The following is a 16,441-nucleotide window of genomic DNA, read 5'->3' as shown; positions in this document are numbered from 1 at the left end:
TATAGCGAGCGGCCTGGGGCGGGCAAAGCGCGCGGCTGCCCGGATCGGCAGGAAACTGGGTAGAATGTGCGCCTTTTCGTCGGTCGGTGGCTCATTCGCCACTGGCCCGCCTCAATCGTCTGCCTTGGAGGGTGCGTCTTGCGCGAGATCGTCCTGATCAACATCACCGGCGAGGATCGCCCCGGACTCACCGCCGCCATCACCGGCGTACTGGCCCAGGGCGGGGTGAATATCCTCGATATCGGCCAGGCGGTGATCCATGACACCCTGTCGTTCGGCATCCTCATCGAGATTCCGGACAACGGCCGTTCCCAGGCCGTGCTCAAGGACCTGCTGTTCACCGCCTACGAGCTTGAGCAGCAGGTGCGTTTCACCCCGGTTTCCGAAGAGGACTATCGGCAGTGGGTCGGTGGCCAGGGCAAGGCCCGCCATATCGTCACCCTGCTGACGCGTAAGGTCAGCGCCGAGCAGTTGCAGCGGGTCAGTGCGATCACCGCCAAGTACGGGTTGAACATCGATCACATCGATCGCCTGTCCGGGCGCATGCCGCTGGACATGCCCGCCGAGCAGGGCAAGGGCTGCATCGAATTCTCCGTGCGTGGCGAGCCGGCCGACCCCGTCGCGCTGCGCGCCGAGTTCCTCAGCGTGGCGCAGGCACTCAACGTCGACATCGCCTTCCAGCGCGACTCGGTGTTCCGTCGTAACCGTCGCCTGGCGGTGTTCGACATGGACTCGACGCTGATCGAGGCCGAGGTCATCGACGAACTGGCCAAGGCGGCCGGGGTCGGTGAGCAGGTCGCCGAGATCACCGAGCGGGCGATGCGCGGCGAGCTGGATTTCCGTGCCAGCTTCAAGGAACGCCTGAGCCTGCTGCAGGGCCTGTCCGAGGATGTGCTGGAAGAGATCGGCGCCTCGCTGCGCCTGACCGAAGGTGCCGAAGTGCTGTTCGCCGAGCTCAAGCGCCTGGGCTACAAGACGGCGATTCTCTCCGGTGGCTTCACCTACTTCGCCCGCCAGCTGCAAGCCAAGCTCGGCATCGACTACGTGTTCGCCAACGAACTGCAGATCGAGAACGGCAAGGTGACCGGTGTGGCCGTCGAGCCCATCGTCGATGCCCAGCGCAAGGCGGACCTGCTGCGTGAGCTGGCGCAGAAGGAGGGCCTGCAGCTGGAGCAGACCATCGCCGTCGGCGATGGCGCCAACGACCTGCCGATGCTCGGCCTGGCCGGGCTCGGCGTGGCCTTCCGGGCCAAGCCGCTGGTCAAGCAGTCGGCCAAGCAGGCGATCTCCACGCTCGGTCTGGACGGCATTCTCTACCTGCTGGGCTTCCGTGACCGCGAGGGGCAGGACTGAGCGGCTTTCCGGGCCCAACGAAAAAGCCGCCCATGAGGCGGCTTTTTCGTGTCTGCGGCGTTACTCGTCGCCGGCCGAGAAGTCGTAGTCCATCGACTGGCTCGGGCCCTGCAGGTAGTAACCCTGGATGAAGTTGACCCCGGCCTGCCACAAGGTGGCCAGCACGCTGGCGCTCTCGACGAAGGGCACGATGGTCAGCTTGGCCTGGGCGTGCAGGCTGCTGAGCAGGGTCTTGAGGGCTTCCTGGTTGTCGGCGTTGTTCAGGTCCTGGGAGAAGGAACCGTCGACTTTGACGAAGTCCACCTGCAGGTGCTTGAGCGTGTTGAACGGGTTCAGCGCACAGCCGAACTGGCTCAGGGCGACCTTGCAGTGCAGCTCCGCGAGCCCGTGGGTCAGTGCCTTGGCCTGCTTCAGGTAAGCGATGGCATCAGGCTCGCTGAACTGGAACACCAGCGAGTCGGACGGCAGGCGAGCGGCCTTGAGCGCCACGCTGAGCCAGGGCAGCAGGGTCTGATCCTGCAGGCTGGAGCTGGACAGGTGCACGAACAGGCGGGTGTTGTGGCCTTTCGAGCGGTGATCGGCAAGCAGCTTGATCGAGTTGAGGATCACCCAGCGGTCGATCTTTTCACCCAGCCCGGCATCCCTGGCAGCGGTCAGGAACTGCGTCGGCGGGACCTCCTCGCCTTGCGGGTTGAGCAGGCGCAGCAGGACTTCGTAGTGCTCGTGGGCGTCGCCGCGCAGGCTGATGATCGGCTGGAACAGCAGGCGGAAGCTGTTGTTCTCCAGCGCCTGCTGCACCATCGCCAGCAGGTTGCCACGATTGGCCGCGGCGGCCAGCTCGGCAGCCGGGTTGAACAGCTTGATGGCATTGCCATCGGCCAGCTCGTCCGCGCAGCGGTGGGCACGATCGATGACTACCTGGGCCTTGGCGGTCTTCTCGCTGAGGCCGGCGACGCCGATCGACAGCGTGGTCTGGGCGGTGCGCCCGCTGACATCGAACAGGTGCCCCTCGATCTTCTTCAGCAGGGCGCTGAGGCTGGCCTCGCATTGCTCGGGGGACTGGCCCGGCAGCAGCGCCGTGAACACGTCGTCGCCAAAGCGAGCCAGCTGGGTGTCCGCCGGGAAGTACGCGCGCAGCAGGCCGGCCAGGTCGGTCAGCAGCAGGTCGATGCCGGCCAGGCCGATCTCGCCCTGCATGCCGGCGTAGCGGTCGACGCGGATGTAGGCGAGGGTCGACGGCTGGCCAGTGCTGACGGCACGCTCGGCGGCGCCATCCATCAGCTCGAGGAAGTGGTTGCGGTTGAACAGGCCGGTCACCAGATCCTGGCTGCTGATTTCGCGCAGCTTTTCTTCCAGTTCGGCATTCGAGGTTTCCGCGCGGATGACCACCTGGATGCACGGCTCGCCGTCGTAGGTGGCCGGCGAGAAGCTCATCTGGGCGGCGAAACCGCTGCCATCCGCACGCATGCCCTGGCAGCTCAGCTCGGCGTCGCCCTCGGCGCTCTGGTAGTTCTTCAGGAAGTCCTTGAAGGCACTCTGATCGGCACTGGCGATCAGGTCGATCATCGGCATGCCTTCGAGCTCGTCGCCATCTTCGTAGCGGAACAGCTCCAGGTAGGCGCGGTTGGCATAGATGTGCATGCCGTCGTGCACGTAGGTAATGGCGTCTACCGAACTCTCCAGCAGCAGCTGGCAGCGCTTCTCTGCTTCACGCAAGGCTACTTCGGCGGCGCGACGGGCGCGGCGTTCCTCGAGGTTGGCCAGCTCGCGCTTGGCCACCAGGACGAGGCGTTCATCCTCGCCTTGCGGCAAGGCATCCTGAGCGCCGAACAGCAGGGCCTCGGTGATGGTCTCGGAGTCGTTGCCGTCGACCAGTTGCACCACGGGGATGTCCTTGGCCTGGCGGCGGATGGCGCCAATCGCCTCGCTCGGGTCGAGGCGTTCGCTGCTCGGTGCACAGATGAGCAGGTCCCAGGTGTGCTGCAGGGCTTCAGCGAGGTCTTCGCTGGAGGTCAGGCGATGGACACGCGTCGCGTGTCCGGCATTGCGGAACAGACTGACCAGGCGCTCGGCTTCGTTCTGCGAATCCTCGAGAATCAGCAGGCGGATGGTTTTTTTTTCGATGGCCATAGAAGGGTCAATACCGCGCCGAACGGGCGCGAAAAGGCGACAAATGGTGAGTGGGTCGGAGCCTACAGCGACTTCCAGAGCGAGTCAAAATCTTCCTCCCCAGCAGGCTTCTGGCTTTGCGAGGCTGTGACCGGCGTCCCGGCCGCGCCCTCTTCCTCACCGACACGGCGATATTCGAACTGGCTGAAACTGCCGGTGCTGACCTGTTTGCGCGTCAGCACCGCACGATGCTCCTCGCCATGATCGTTGATCAGCACCTTGCTGCCTTCCTGGAAGGGCAGGCGCGGCGTGATCAGGCTGGCCGGGCGCGAGATGGCACTGATTTCCGGCAGCAGCAGCGCACGCAGGTACTGGCTGTTCTGCTCGGCCTTGCGCAGCAGTTGCAGGCCACAAGGTCGGGCATGCGGGGCGATCAGCTCGATGCCCATCTGCGTGCCGCCCCCGCGGACCTGGCGAATCCAGCGCACGATCGCCACGCTCCAGCCCTGGCTCGGGCTGTCCTGCACGCCCAGCAGCTCGCCGGCCTGCAGCTGGCTGGGCACGTCCTTGGGCCAGGACAGGCAATAGCCGCCCGGACTGTGGTTGACGATGGCCAGCGGGTAGGTCGGGTAGGTCTCGCCGCTGTTCTCGGGCTGTGCCTGCTCGCCGGGCGTGACCTTGGTGTACTGGATTTCCTCGAAGTGGATGTCGTCCACCGCGTTGCGCTGCGCGTCGAATGCGTTGGACCAGACGTCCGGTTCGCCGGTGGTCGGCTTGAACACTGCGGCGCCGAGTTCGACCGGGCGCTTGAGCACGTCGGCGAAGGAGCGGCGGCCAGCGAGGAAGAAGTGCAGCGCCGTCATGCCGATGCACAGGGTCAGATTGCCCTGGCCCGGTGTGCGCTGGAAGGTGCGTTCGGCGATGTCTCCCCAGGCGGCCGCGACATGCTGCAGCAGGTCCAGGCTGATGCCGTCGGGAATCGCCAGGCGCGACTGGCCGCGCTCCTCTTCCGGCAGTTCCAGATGATCCTTGATCGCATCGACCAGCGGCTGCGTGTCGATGCCCAGCAGGTTGTGCAGTTCACCGCTCTGGTACAGGGACTTGTAACGCGGCGGTCCGTCGACCTGTGGGGCGAGGACGAACAGGCTGTCAGGGTGATCACCCGCCTGCAGCTTGACCAGGGCGCTCCAGGGTTCCAGCGCTTCGGCCAGGCGGGCGATGCCGTTCTGGCGCATCTGGTTGGTGCGTGCGCAGCCGAGCAGCAGCGCGGTCACGTAGGTCTGCTCGGTGCTCAGACCCTGGGTGTGACGGGCCAGCGGATCGCGGATGACCTGGCGCTGCAGGCGCTGTTCGACGGCGATCTGGTAGAGCTGGTGCAACTCCAGCCAGAGTCCTTCCGGCACCGGGCAGTACAGCTGGCTGGCGCGAATCAACGGGCTGCACAGGCTGTGGCTGGCACGTTGCAAGGCGACCGCGAGCAGCTGGTCGCGGTCCTTGCCGGTGCGCTCGAGGACGCGGGAAATGATCAGCTTGTAGCCGACGGCGAGGTGGTTCTGCAGGGCCTGGCAGAGGTTGGCGACCTTGCGCGGACGTTCGTCGAGGACGATGGCCTGGTTGAGGAAGTGGCGCTCCAGGTGCTGGCACACGAAGCTCACTTCCGGGCGCAGCATTTCCAGCAGTTGCAGACGGTTGTCCGATGGCGTGACCAGTTGATTGAGTTCCACCAGGCTCTGATACAGCTGGCGCGCGGTCTCACCGATGTTCGCCTTGGGCAGTGCGGCAATCCAGCGCTTGAGGTCGCGAGGAGTGCCGTCGCAGAAGCTGAGGCTTTGCTTGCTCGGTGTGGGGACGCGCAACAACTGAAGGTGGGGACTCTGTCTATCCATCGAACTCGGATACTCCGGCCACACGATGACAAGCGGCTCTAGTAATAGTCTTTCGAACTCTAGCAGCATCTGGCTGCGCTGGCAGCCGTCCTCAAGGACGGTCTGCCTCGGCAGCCTACGGATTTATGACCCAAGGGTCGACATGCGGGTTCAGTTCGTGCGGATTTCAGTCCAGGGCATGGCCCAGCGCCTGTCCCATGCGCACTGCGCTGCCGGCGCTCAGCTCTTCGGCCCATTTCATCTGCTCCGGGCCGAACAGCACGATGGCGGTGGAACCCAGCTTGAAACGGCCCATTTCCGCGCCCTTGGCCAGTTCGATCGGGCCGCGGGATTCGGCATCGTAGCGGGTGCTCTTCAGCTCGCGCTTGGGCGGGGTGACCAGGCCGGCCCAGACAGTCTCGACGCTGGCGACGATCATCGCGCCGACCAGCACCACGGCCATCGGGCCGCGCTCGGTGTCGAACAGGCAGACCACGCGTTCGTTGCGGGCAAACAGTTCCGGCACGTTCTCGGCCGTGGTCTGGTTCACCGAGAACAGGCGCCCCGGTACGTAGACCATTTCCTTCAGCGTGCCGCCCAGCGGCATATGGACGCGGTGGTAGTCCTTCGGCGAGAGGTAGACGGTCGCGAACTGACCGCCCATGAAGGGCGCGGCACGCTCGGTGTCGCCGCCGAGCAGTTCCACCGCGCTGAAACTGTGGCCCTTGGCCTGGAAGATGCGGCCATGCTCGATGGCGCCGAGCTGGCTGATCGCGCCGTCGGCCGGGCAGAGGATCGCACCCGCCGTCTCGTCCAGTGGACGGGCGCCTTCTTTCAGCGCACGGGTGAAGAAGGCGTTGAAGTGTTCGAAGGCGCGCAGGTCTTCCACCTGCGCTTCGCTCATGTCGACCTGGTACTGCTTGGCGAACCACGAGATCAGCGGGTTCTTCAGCCAGCCGATACGGCATTCGGCAACGTAGCCGATCAGGCGCGACAGCAGGTGATGAGGCAGCAGGTACTGACTGAGAATGAAGAGACGTTGTTTCATCGTGTTTCCTTGAGGGTTCTGAGTCGGCGCAGGCATCCCCGTGCCGGGTACAACTGATGGTCGACGGCGTCAGCGTTCGACAGGTGTATCGGGCAGGTTGCCCCATTCGGACCAGGAGCCAGCGTAGGCCTTCACGCGCGGATAACCCAGCGCCTTGGCGACCACGTAGCTGAAACCCGAGCGGCGATGGGTCTGGCAGTGAGTGATCACTTCCTTGTCCGGGGTGATGCCGAGATCGTGCAGGACGTCGCCGATATCCGTGCGGATGCGCATGCCGCGCTGCGGGTCCATTGCGGCGGTCCATTCGAAGTGCGTGGCGCCCGGGATGTGCCCGCCGCGTGCGGAGCTGAGTTTCTCGCCACGGTATTCATCCGCGCCGCGTACATCCCAGATGGCCAGGTCGGCGGCGTCCAGGCGCTGCTGGATGTATTCGCGGGTGGCTGTGGGTTCGTCGCTCAGCGCCAGCGACACCTGGGTACGCGAGACCTCGGGGGTTGTCTGGCTCAGGGGGCGGCCGTCGCTGATCCAGGCCTGCAGGCCGCCGTTGAGGAAGTGCTGGCGGGCATGGCCGATCACGTCGAGCAGCCAGATGAAGCGCCCGGCCCAGGGGCCGCCTTCGTCGTCGTAGACCACGTAGGTGGCATCCGGGCGATGGCCGATATCGGCGAACAACGCTTCGAGTTGCGCCCGTTCGGGCAGCAGGCCGGGGGCCGGCGGCTGGCCCAGCTGCGTGCGCTTGGCGTCGGCCCAGCGCGCGCCGGGTATGTGGCCACTGGCGTAGCGTGCTGTGCTGCTGAGGTCGAGCAGGATCAGCTCGGGCGCGTCCAGGCGCGCGTCCAGTTCAGCGGGCTCGATCACCAGAGGCAGGTTGTCGAAGGCGGACATGGCAGCGTCCCTAAATGAAAAGAGGTCGATTGTAGCGGAAACCGAGGGGCGTCAGCGTCCACGGCGGGCGAAGCTGCCCAGGGCGCGCTCGATGCACTGCACGGTCTTGCCGAACGCCTGCAGGCTGACCTCGTTGAGCGGCTGGCCGCCCTGGTCGGCCACCAGCAGCATGACCACCCGGCCGTTGCTGGCCAGGGAGCGCAGCAGCAGATGCTCGCTGGGAAACAGGGCCTTGAGGTTGCCCGGCAGCAGCGCGGAGAACTTGGCGACGTTGGCGGGCGTGAGACGCAGCTGGCCCGGCTCGCTGAGCAGGCGCCTGAGGACCTGGCTCTGTGCGGGATCCAGGCTGAGCGTTGCCGCGCTGGCGTCCAGCCCGGCCTGTTGCTGGGTTTGCAGGCGGCTGTGCTGGCGATCGGCGAGCAGCACGAGAACCCGTTTCAGGCCACAGGCCTGCAGGGCGTCGCGGGCGCAGGCAGTCAGTTGCGGCACATTGGCGAAGGCACTGGGTTCGGCGAGCAGGCGTGCACACTGCTGGCGCCAGGCGGCGAGGTCGTCGCGCTGGGGTGGGGCGGCGGCACTGCTGCTGCGGGCCGGTTTCAGGCGGTGTGCATCCCAGGGCCAGAGCAGCGCCTGCGCCGGGTGCCACAATGCACTGTCATGCAGCAGGCGGGCACTGCTCACGGCATGCTGATGCACTTCCTGCTGCAGCTCGTTCAGCGGCAGTTGCAGGTACAGCCCGGTGAGTCGCTGCCAGCGCAGGGTGTGAGGCGTGTCCCAGGCCTGGTGGGCGGAGACGGCCAGGCCGTTGGCCAGCAGCACGCAGTTGCTGGGCTGGGTCAGCCAGTGGCGCAGCGGCGTGTCCGCGTCGAGCATCTGCTGCTGGTGCAGGGGATGTTCATAGTCGCGTGCGATGTGCAGCGCCTTGATCAGCTGGCGGCGATCGCGCTCCAGCAGGCGGTAGCCACGCACGATCCATTCCGGCAGGCGCCAGCGCTCGGCCAGGCGCACGCAGAGCTGTATCAGCGGCACGCCGAGCAGTTCCTTCTCCACCACTCCGGGGCGTTCGCCTTTCAGCAGCACGCGCTGTTCCCAGGCTTCGAACAGCTGCGGGTGGGCGCACAGCAACGGCCACAGGGGGGCGAGGAACAGCAGGCTGCAGCCGTGCAGCTCGTTCCACAGGCGCGCCAGGCGGGCGCCGAACAGGCCGCGAGCCTGCTGGCTGGCGTGCTGGCTGATCATCAGGATCTGGCGAAACGCCAGGGGGATCTCGTCTTCCGGCAGCGCTGGCGCCTGGCTCAGCAAGGCTTCGCAACGACTCAGGCCGAGACGCGAGAGCGCGGTTTCGACGCTTTCGGCCGGCTCGCTCAGGCTGTTGTTCGACTGGTTGGCCTCGCGCAGGACCTGCAGGGCAAACGACGGACTGGATTCGATGGCTTCGGCAATTTCGCGCCAGGTACGGCGGCTGTCGCCCAGGATGCGACGCAAGCGCACATGCTGCTGCTGTTCGATCGGCAACGGCAGCTTGGCCAGTTGTTGCAACCAGGCGTCCAGGGTGCGCGGCAGGGGCTTTGGCGTCGACATGTGGGTTGAGCCGAACTGGCTTTTGACCTTAACTGGCTATAGTCTGGCGCATAAGCTCCGATAATTAGAAGGGTTGTTTTTAATAACCCATCCTCTTGGCTCTGCAAGCGTTCCTTTATGGCAAAAATCATAGGCATCATCGTCGTCTTCGGCTGCGTGTTCGGTGGGTTCGTCCTCTCGGGCGGGCAACTGATGGCACTGGTCCACCCGTTCGAGGTGCTCATCATCGGTGGTGCGGCCCTGGGGGCGTTCCTGCAGGCCAACCCCGGCAGCATGTTCATGACGGTGTTCAAGAAGTCGCTGAGCATGTTCGGCTCGCGCTTCACCCACACCTACTACCTGGAAGTGCTCAAGCTGCTCTATGAGATCCTCAACAAGAGCCGGCGCGAGGGGATGATGGCCATCGAGGCGGATGTCGAAGACCCGAATGCCAGCCCGATCTTCAGCAAGTATCCCGCGGTGCTCAAGGATGCCCGCATGACCGCGTTCATCTGCGACTACCTGCGCATCATGTCGTCCGGCAACATGGCCCCGCACGAGCTCGAGGGCCTGTTCGACATGGAGCTGGCCAGCCTCAAGGAAGAAGTCGAGCACCCGGCCCATGCGGTCGCCAAGGTCGCCGACGGCATGCCGGCCATGGGTATCGTCGCGGCGGTACTGGGTATCGTGATCACCATGTCGATTCTCGCCGAGGCGGATAACGCGCAGATCGGCGAAAAGGTGGGGACCGCGCTGGTCGGTACCTTCCTCGGCATTCTGGCTTCCTACGGCTTCTTCGGCCCGCTGTCCGGCGCGCTGGAGCACGATGCCAAGGAAGAGCTGAACCTCTACGAGGCGATCAAGGCGACCCTGGTGGCGTCGGCTTCGGGCATGCCGCCGACCCTGGCGGTAGAGTTCGGGCGCAAGGTGCTGTTCCCGGCCCATCGCCCGAGCTTCAGCGAGCTCGAGCAGGCCATGCGCGGCAACTAAGCCATGGAAAACAACCAACCCATCATCGTCAAGCGCGTCAAGAAAAGCGCTGGCGGCCATCATGGCGGTGCCTGGAAGATCGCCTTCGCCGACTTCGCCACGGCGATGATGGCGTTCTTTCTGGTGATGTGGCTGATGTCCTCGGCCACGCCCGAGCAGAAGCGCGCGATTTCCGGTTACTTCCAGGACCCCATCGGCTTCACCGAGAGCGCCAGCCCCTACGCGATCGACCTCGGCGGTACGCCGACGCCGGCGCCCGAGCGAACGCTCAACCCGGACATTTCCGAAACGCCGGAGAGCCAGCCGGACGAAACCGGTGTCAGCACCGATCAGATCGAGACCCTGGCCGACAAGATGGAGCAGGAGCGCCTGGAGCTGCTGCTGCAGGAACTGCAGAACAAGGTCGAGGAAAACCCCGAGCTGCAGCGCTTCAAGGACCAGATCCTGTTCGAGATCACCCAGGACGGCCTGCGCATCCAGATCATGGATGCCGCCAACCGGCCGATGTTCGCCCTCGGCAGTGCCGAGCTGCAGCCGTATTTCGAGGACATCCTGCTGGCCATGGCCGATACCATTCGCGCCGTGCCGAACAAGATCAGCGTCAGCGGCCACACCGATGCCAAGCCCTTCGTCGGGCGCGGTGATTTCGGCAACTGGGAGCTGTCTGCCAACCGTGCCAACGCCGCGCGCCGTACCCTGGTCGCCGGCGGCTACCCGGACGAGCAGGTGGCGCGGGTGGTCGGCTATGCCTCGTCGGCGTTGTTCGACCGCGAGGACCCGCTGAACCCGGTCAACCGGCGCATCGATATCGTTGTGCTGACCAAGCGTGCGCAGCGCAACATCGAAGGTGAGCAGGGCGCCGGAGGCGAGCCGGCGACGCCGGATCAGCCGCCTGCCGAAGGCGCGCCTGGCAACACCGGCGAGGCGTTGCCGGCCGACCAGCTGCGTGAGCAGTTGAACATCTTCGACAGCAGCAACAGCCCGCTGGACCAGCTCAACCGTCAGTAATCGTCTTCGGGCAGGCTGGCGAGGATGTGCCGGTAGCTGGCCATGCGCTGCGGCTGGATGCGTCCCTCATCCAGGGCCTGGAGCAGCGCACAGCCGGGCTCGCGGTCGTGCTTGCAGTCGCGGAAGCGGCAGCGGCCGAGCAGGTCGTGGAACTCGATGAAACCCGCCTCCACATCATCCCGGCTGACATGGCCGAGGCCGAACTCACGGATGCCGGGCGAGTCGATCAGCTGGCCGCCACCGGGGAAGTGGAACAGCCGCGCCGTGGTGGTGGTGTGAGTGCCCTTGCCGGTCAGCTCCGAGAGGGCGCCGACGCGGGTGTCGACCCCTGGCAGCAGGCCGTTGACCAGCGATGACTTGCCCACCCCGGACTGGCCGACGAAGACGCTGACGTGGCCGTCGAGGCGCTTTTTCAGCTGCTCCATGCCATCGCCCTGGTGCGCCGACACCTCGAGCAGCGGGTACTCCAGCTGGCGGTAGACCTTGAGCAGTGCCTCCAGCGCGACCTGGTTCTGCTCGTCGATCAGGTCCGCCTTGTTCAGCAGCAGCAGCGGGCGTATCCCGGCATGCTCCGCCGCCACCAGATAGCGGTCGATCAGGTTGGCGTGCGGTTCGGGCATGGGCGCGAAGACGATGACGATCTGGTCGACGTTGGCCGCCACCGGCTTGAGCTGACCGCGCATGTCGGGGCGGCACAGCTCGCTGTCGCGTGGCAGTTGCGCGACGATGACGCCGTCTCCCTGGTTGCCGGGGCGCCACACCACCCGATCGCCGGTGACCAGGGCGGGCAGGTTGGCTCGCAGGTGGCAGCGAAAGATCTGGCCGGCCAGTTCATCCTGCAGGCCCTCGACTTCCACCTGAACGCCGAAATGGGCGATCACCAGGCCCGTCTGCTCGGGGCCGAGGTCACCACCTTCCAGGGCTTCGACGGCGCGTGACTCGCGCTTGGCCGCGCGGGCGGCGCGCTCGCCCTGAATCTTTTCGATACGCCAGCTCTGGCGGCGGTTGAGTTGGCGTTTGGCCATTGGCTTTCCGGATGGTGGAGACTAGATCGCGGCGAGTTTAGCATGAGCGCCTGGTGGCGCTGCGGCGCCAGATGGGGGAGGGCGGTGATGGGCGATGAGAGAGTGCTGGCACCTGTGCCACTGATGCGGGCCCTGCTGGCGCAAGGCCTGGCGCTGGCGCTGGTGGTCGTGCTGGTGTACCTGCTGGCGTTGCTGTCCTGGCGTCTTCCGCTGCTGTCGGTGGCCTTGCTGCAAGGCATGCTGGCGGCACTGATCGGCTGGCGGCTGGGTCTGTCGCGCTGGTGGTGGTGGATCAACCTGGCTTTCCTGCCGGCGCTGTTGCTGGCGCAGCGTGCCGAGTTGCCTGCCTGGCTGTTCCTGCTGGGGTTCGTGCTGCTGCTGCTGGTCAACTGGAACAGCCTGCGCGAGCGCGTGCCGCTGTACCTGAGCGGGCGCAGGGCGCAGCAGCAACTGCAGCGCTGCCTGAGCGAGCGCGAGCCGCCGCTGCGCTTCGTCGACCTGGGCTGCGGCACGGCGGGTACGTTGCTGCAACTGGCGCGACACTGCCCGCGTGGGCAGTTCGTCGGCGTGGAAACGGCGCCGCTGCTCTTCGTCTTCGCCTGGCTGCGCTGCCTGCTGCAGGAGAACTGCAGCATCCGTTACCAGAGCCTCTGGCGGGTCGACCTGGCTGACTTCGATATCGCCTACTGTTTCCTGTCGCCCGTTCCGATGCCGCGTCTGTGGCGCAAGGCGGCAGGTGAGATGCGCCCTGGCAGCTGGCTGATCAGCAACACCTTCGAGATTCCGGGCGTGCCGGCCGACCGCACGCTCGCGGTCGACGAGGGGCGGCAGACGTCCTTGTATCTGTGGCAGATGAAGGCTGTGGATATCCGCTAGACTTGCCGGCTGAGCCTAGGAGCCCCTTACCATGCAAAACCCCAACAATCTGATCTGGATCGACCTGGAAATGACCGGCCTGGAGCCGGAGCGCGATGTGATCATCGAAATGGCCACCATCGTCACCGACAGCGAGCTCAACGTGCTGGCCGAAGGCCCGGTGATCGCCATTCACCAGAGCGACGAGACGCTGGCCGGCATGGACGAGTGGAATACCCGTACCCATGGCGAAAGCGGCCTGACCCAGCGCGTGCGCGAAAGTCGCATCGATGCGGCCACCGCCGAGGCGCAGACCATCGCCTTTCTCGAACAGTGGGTGCCGAAGGGCAAGTCACCGATCTGCGGCAACAGCATCGGTCAGGACCGGCGCTTCCTCTACAAGTACATGCCGGCCCTGGAAGCCTACTTCCACTACCGCTACCTGGATGTGTCGACGCTGAAGATCCTGGCCGGCATGTGGGCGCCGGAGGTGAAGGACAGCTTCCAGAAAAGCGCCACGCATCAGGCGCTGGACGACATTCGCGAATCCGTCGCCGAGCTGCGTCACTACCGCGAGCATTTCCTCAAGGTCTGAAGGCCGCCGCAGGCCTGGAGTGGAGCGGATGGCTGCGCTGCTTTTGCCTGCCGCCTGAAGCCTGTCACCTATCGTTCATGCTGCTGCAGCGCCCACTCCACATGCTCGCGGACCAGCTCCGAGGGGTGGTCGCGGCGGGCATTCAGCGCCTCCAGCACCGGGATGGTCGAGGGGGCGTTGCCCAGGCCGACCGCCAGGTTGCGCAGCCAGCGCTCGTAGCCGGCGCGGCGCAGGGGCGAGCCCTCGGTGCGGGCGAGAAACTCCGGCTCCGTCCACAGGAACAGTTCGGCCAGGGCGCTGTTGTCGAGGCCATGGCGTGGCTGGAAGTCGCCCTGCTCGGTGGGGCGGGCGAAGCGGTTCCAGGGGCAGACGATCTGGCAGTCGTCGCAGCCGAACACCCGGTTGCCGATCGGTGCGCGCAGCTCGACGGGGATCGAGCCCTTGAGCTCGATGGTCAGGTAGGAGATGCAGCGCCGCGCGTCGAGCTGGTAGGGCCCGGCGAAGGCTGCCGTGGGGCAGATGTCCATGCACGCGCTGCAGCGCCCGCAATGCTCGCTCGCATGGGGCACATCCACCGGCAGGGGCAGGTCGACGAACAGTTCGCCGAGAAAGAAGTAGCTGCCCGCCTTGCGGTTGAGCACCAGGGTATTCTTGCCGATCCAGCCCAGGCCGGCCTTCTCGGCGATGGCCTTCTCCAGCACCGGGGCGCTGTCGACGAAGGCGCGATAGCCGAACGTCCCGATCTGCTGCTGGATGCGCTCGGCCAGCTGTTGCAGGCGCTTGCGGATCAGCTTGTGGTAGTCGCGACCGAGTGCGTAGCGCGATACGTAGGCCTGCTCGGGTTCCTTCAGGCGTTGGGCCATCTGGGTGTCGCCGGGCAGGTAGTCCATGCGCAGCGACACCACGCGCAGCGTGCCGGGCACCAGCTCGGCCGGGCGTGAGCGCTTGTCGCCATGCGCGGCCATGTAGTCCATCTCGCCCTGGTAGCCGGCGGCAAGCCAGCGCTTGAGGTGGGCTTCATGTTCGCTCAGCTCGACATCGGCGATGCCCACCTGCTGGAACCCGAGCTCGCGTCCCCAGTCCTTGATGGACTGGGCCAGGGCATTGAGATCGAGGCTATGGTCGGACATGAGGCGGGCGCAGAGGATTGAGGTGGGTATAATTCTGCCAGACATCCGTTCCGAGCGAGCCATGCATCTATCCTCCGCTTCCCTGCCTTCGACTCTGCACAGCGCACAGCAGGTGCGCGCGCTGGATGCACAACTGATCGCCGCCGGCACGCCGGGCTTCGAGTTGATGCAGCGCGCCGCCCATGCGGCCTGGCGTGCCCTGCGCCGGCGCTGGCCCGAGGCCGGTGAGATAACGGTGCTGGCCGGGCGCGGCAACAATGCCGGTGACGGCTATCTGATCGCGGCGCTGGCGCAACGTGCCGGCTGGCGTGTCCGGGTGCTGGCGGTCGGCGATCCGGCAGCCCTGCAGGGCGACGCCGCGCAAGCCTGCGCCGAGGCCGATGCGGCCGGTGTGGACATCCTGCCCTGGGACGAGGGGCTGCCGCTGGCCGGTGTGCTGGTCGATGCGCTACTCGGCACCGGGCTGGCAGGCGCCGTGCGCGAGCCTTATGCGCAGGCGATTGGCGCGATCAATCAGGCCGGGCTGCCCGTGCTGGCGGTGGATATTCCCTCCGGCCTGCTGGCCGATACGGGGGCGTGCCTCGGCGTGGCGGTTCGCGCCGACCTGACCATGACCTTCATCGCGCTCAAGCTTGGCTTGCTGACCGGGCAAGGGCCGGCGCTGTGCGGCGAGCTGCAGTTCGACGACCTGCAGGCCGATGCGCAGTTGCTGGCGCAGGCTCCCAGCGTGGCGCAGCGCCTGGATGAACGCTGCCTGCCGCGCCTGGCGCCGCGCTCGCCGGTGGCGCACAAGGGGCAGTTCGGTCATCTGCTGGTGGTTGGCGGCGATCTGGGCATGGGCGGTGCGGCGCTGCTCTGCGCCGACAGCGCGCTGCGCGCCGGTGCCGGGATGGTGACGCTGGCGACCCGCGCCGAGCATGTCGGCGCCGCTCTGGTGCGGCGGCCCGAGATCATGTGCACGGCGGTGGCATCGGCCAATCAGCTGCTGGCACTGGCCGAACGCGCCGATGTCTGTGTGCTGGGCCCGGGGCTGGGGCAGGGCGCGTGGTCGCGCAGCCTGCTGTCGAGCGTCGCGGGGCTCGGCGCGCCGCAGGTCTGGGACGCCGATGCGCTGAACCTGCTGGCGGCGGGGCAGGTTCCCGCGCCCAGGCAGGGCGTGCTGACGCCCCATCCTGCGGAGGCGGCGCGTCTGCTGGGGCAGGACACCGCCAGCGTGCAGGCCGACCGCCCCGCCGCCGCCCGCGCGCTGGCGCAACGCTATGGCCTGGTCGTGGTGCTCAAGGGCGCTGGCAGCCTGATTGCGGCGCCCGATGGTCGCCTGGCCCTGTGTGATCGCGGACACCCGGCGATGGCCGGCGCCGGGCTGGGCGATGTGCTGGCCGGACTGATCGGCGCCTTGCTGGCGCAGGGCATGGCGGCATTCGACGCGACCTGCCTCGCGGTCTGGTTGCATGCGCGGGCCGGTGAAGTGCTGGCCCGGCAAGGGCGTGGTCTGGCTGCCGGCGATCTGTCGTGCGCCATTCGTCAGTTACTGGAGGAGTTGTGTCCTTGTCTGAAGTGAGACTCGAAGCTGCCGATGAAGCAGCGATGCTGGCCCTGGGTGCGCGTATCGCCGAGGTCAGCGGTGGCGCGGGAGTGATCTACCTGCACGGCGACCTGGGGGCGGGCAAGACCACCCTGTCACGCGGCATCCTGCGTGGCCTGGGGCATTGCGGGGCGGTGAAGAGCCCGACCTTCACCCTGGTCGAACCCTACGAGATCGGTGAACTGCGGGCGTTCCATTTCGACCTGTATCGACTGGTCGATCCCGAGGAGCTGGAGTTCCTCGGTATCCGCGATTATTTCGATGGCGCTGCCCTTTGCCTGATCGAGTGGCCGCAGCGCGGCGCGGGTGTTTTGCCAAAGCCCGACATGGACATTACCATTACCCCCCAAGCGGGCGGCCGTTCGCTGTTGCTGCAGGGGCATGGGGCTCGAGGGGATGCCTGGTGCGAGGCCCTGAGCAGCAAACAATAAAG

General features: G+C 66.4%; 14 protein-coding genes. 7 read left to right on the top strand and 7 right to left on the bottom strand.

Annotated features, from left to right (window positions below; genetic code table 11):
• Positions 1-138: 138 nt before the first annotated feature.
• Positions 139-1,353, top strand: a complete 1,215-nt coding sequence (serB, locus tag E4487_RS09275; RefSeq protein ID WP_037054853.1) for a phosphoserine phosphatase SerB — start codon at positions 139-141, stop codon at positions 1,351-1,353.
• Positions 1,354-1,413: 60 nt separating this feature from the next.
• Here serB and E4487_RS09270 read toward each other — a convergent pair whose 3' ends face one another.
• From E4487_RS09270 to E4487_RS09250, 5 genes are all read right to left on the bottom strand, one after another.
• On the bottom strand, positions 1,414-3,483 hold the full coding sequence (locus E4487_RS09270) for an EAL domain-containing protein (protein WP_037054852.1): 2,070 nt from the start codon (positions 3,481-3,483) through the stop codon (positions 1,414-1,416).
• 62 nt (positions 3,484-3,545) lie between these two features.
• Positions 3,546-5,348: a molecular chaperone gene (locus E4487_RS09265; RefSeq protein ID WP_134676032.1), complete on the bottom strand. Its 1,803-nt coding sequence runs from the start codon at positions 5,346-5,348 to the stop codon at positions 3,546-3,548.
• A gap of 166 nt (positions 5,349-5,514) precedes the next feature.
• On the bottom strand, positions 5,515-6,375 hold the full coding sequence (gene asd / locus E4487_RS09260) for an archaetidylserine decarboxylase (protein WP_047590180.1): 861 nt from the start codon (positions 6,373-6,375) through the stop codon (positions 5,515-5,517).
• 69 nt (positions 6,376-6,444) lie between these two features.
• Positions 6,445-7,260: a rhodanese-like domain-containing protein gene (locus tag E4487_RS09255; protein WP_175253192.1), complete on the bottom strand. Its 816-nt coding sequence runs from the start codon at positions 7,258-7,260 to the stop codon at positions 6,445-6,447.
• A gap of 51 nt (positions 7,261-7,311) precedes the next feature.
• Complete coding sequence (locus E4487_RS09250) at positions 7,312-8,841, bottom strand: HDOD domain-containing protein (RefSeq protein WP_175253191.1); 1,530 nt, start codon at positions 8,839-8,841, stop codon at positions 7,312-7,314.
• Between the two features lie 117 nt (positions 8,842-8,958).
• On the opposite strand from E4487_RS09250, the gene motA reads away from it, so the two are divergent.
• Positions 8,959-9,810 (top strand): flagellar motor stator protein MotA, encoded by an 852-nt coding sequence (gene motA, locus E4487_RS09245; protein ID WP_047590174.1) that lies wholly within the window; start codon positions 8,959-8,961, stop codon positions 9,808-9,810.
• A 3-nt stretch (positions 9,811-9,813) separates the two neighbouring features.
• Entirely contained in the window at positions 9,814-10,818 is a 1,005-nt protein-coding gene (gene motB / locus E4487_RS09240) for a flagellar motor protein MotB (protein ID WP_037054841.1), read from the top strand.
• Here the strand turns inward: motB and rsgA are convergent.
• The gene (rsgA, locus tag E4487_RS09235) at positions 10,812-11,843 is read right to left on the bottom strand and encodes a small ribosomal subunit biogenesis GTPase RsgA (RefSeq protein WP_047590171.1); all 1,032 of its coding nucleotides are present in this window, start codon (positions 11,841-11,843) and stop codon (positions 10,812-10,814) included. The two genes, motB and rsgA, sit on opposite strands and share 7 nt — an antisense overlap.
• An 87-nt stretch (positions 11,844-11,930) precedes the next feature.
• Here rsgA and E4487_RS09230 point away from each other — a divergent pair, with 87 nt between their 5' ends.
• On the top strand, positions 11,931-12,719 hold the full coding sequence (locus tag E4487_RS09230) for a class I SAM-dependent methyltransferase (RefSeq protein ID WP_175253190.1): 789 nt from the start codon (positions 11,931-11,933) through the stop codon (positions 12,717-12,719).
• Positions 12,720-12,750: 31 nt separating this feature from the next.
• The gene (gene orn, locus E4487_RS09225; protein WP_037054835.1) at positions 12,751-13,293 is read left to right on the top strand and encodes an oligoribonuclease; all 543 of its coding nucleotides are present in this window, start codon (positions 12,751-12,753) and stop codon (positions 13,291-13,293) included.
• Positions 13,294-13,361: 68 nt separating this feature from the next.
• Here orn and queG read toward each other — a convergent pair whose 3' ends face one another.
• Complete coding sequence (gene queG, locus E4487_RS09220; protein WP_037054833.1) at positions 13,362-14,423, bottom strand: tRNA epoxyqueuosine(34) reductase QueG; 1,062 nt, start codon at positions 14,421-14,423, stop codon at positions 13,362-13,364.
• 61 nt (positions 14,424-14,484) lie between these two features.
• Here queG and E4487_RS09215 point away from each other — a divergent pair, with 61 nt between their 5' ends.
• Together E4487_RS09215 and tsaE are read left to right on the top strand one after the other, a co-directional pair.
• The gene (locus E4487_RS09215; protein ID WP_257229383.1) at positions 14,485-15,984 is read left to right on the top strand and encodes an NAD(P)H-hydrate dehydratase; all 1,500 of its coding nucleotides are present in this window, start codon (positions 14,485-14,487) and stop codon (positions 15,982-15,984) included.
• Positions 15,972-16,439, top strand: a complete 468-nt coding sequence (gene tsaE, locus E4487_RS09210) for a tRNA (adenosine(37)-N6)-threonylcarbamoyltransferase complex ATPase subunit type 1 TsaE (RefSeq protein ID WP_037054830.1) — start codon at positions 15,972-15,974, stop codon at positions 16,437-16,439. The genes E4487_RS09215 and tsaE overlap by 13 nt, the downstream gene beginning before the upstream one ends.
• Positions 16,440-16,441: the final 2 nt, after the last annotated feature.

Origin of the sequence: Pseudomonas sp. BMW13 (assembly GCF_013357275.1) — a bacterium.
Lineage (GTDB): Bacteria > Pseudomonadota > Gammaproteobacteria > Pseudomonadales > Pseudomonadaceae > Aquipseudomonas > Aquipseudomonas khazarica.
This window is presented reverse-complemented; position numbering and strand designations above follow the sequence as displayed.

Excerpts from the sequence above, each read along its gene's own strand:
- asd (WP_047590180.1), bottom strand. The coding sequence starts at position 6,375 with ATGAAACAACGTCTCTTCATTCTCAGTCAGTACCTGCTGCCTCATCAC.
- rsgA (WP_047590171.1), bottom strand. The coding sequence starts at position 11,843 with ATGGCCAAACGCCAACTCAACCGCCGCCAGAGCTGGCGTATCGAAAAG.
- queG (WP_037054833.1), bottom strand. The coding sequence starts at position 14,423 with ATGTCCGACCATAGCCTCGATCTCAATGCCCTGGCCCAGTCCATCAAG.
- E4487_RS09265 (WP_134676032.1), bottom strand. The coding sequence starts at position 5,348 with ATGGATAGACAGAGTCCCCACCTTCAGTTGTTGCGCGTCCCCACACCG.
- motB (WP_037054841.1), top strand. The coding sequence starts at position 9,814 with ATGGAAAACAACCAACCCATCATCGTCAAGCGCGTCAAGAAAAGCGCT.
- E4487_RS09270 (WP_037054852.1), bottom strand. The coding sequence starts at position 3,483 with ATGGCCATCGAAAAAAAAACCATCCGCCTGCTGATTCTCGAGGATTCG.
- E4487_RS09215 (WP_257229383.1), top strand. The coding sequence starts at position 14,485 with ATGCATCTATCCTCCGCTTCCCTGCCTTCGACTCTGCACAGCGCACAG.
- E4487_RS09250 (WP_175253191.1), bottom strand. The coding sequence starts at position 8,841 with ATGTCGACGCCAAAGCCCCTGCCGCGCACCCTGGACGCCTGGTTGCAA.
- motA (WP_047590174.1), top strand. The coding sequence starts at position 8,959 with ATGGCAAAAATCATAGGCATCATCGTCGTCTTCGGCTGCGTGTTCGGT.
- E4487_RS09230 (WP_175253190.1), top strand. The coding sequence starts at position 11,931 with ATGGGCGATGAGAGAGTGCTGGCACCTGTGCCACTGATGCGGGCCCTG.
- orn (WP_037054835.1), top strand. The coding sequence starts at position 12,751 with ATGCAAAACCCCAACAATCTGATCTGGATCGACCTGGAAATGACCGGC.
- E4487_RS09255 (WP_175253192.1), bottom strand. The coding sequence starts at position 7,260 with ATGTCCGCCTTCGACAACCTGCCTCTGGTGATCGAGCCCGCTGAACTG.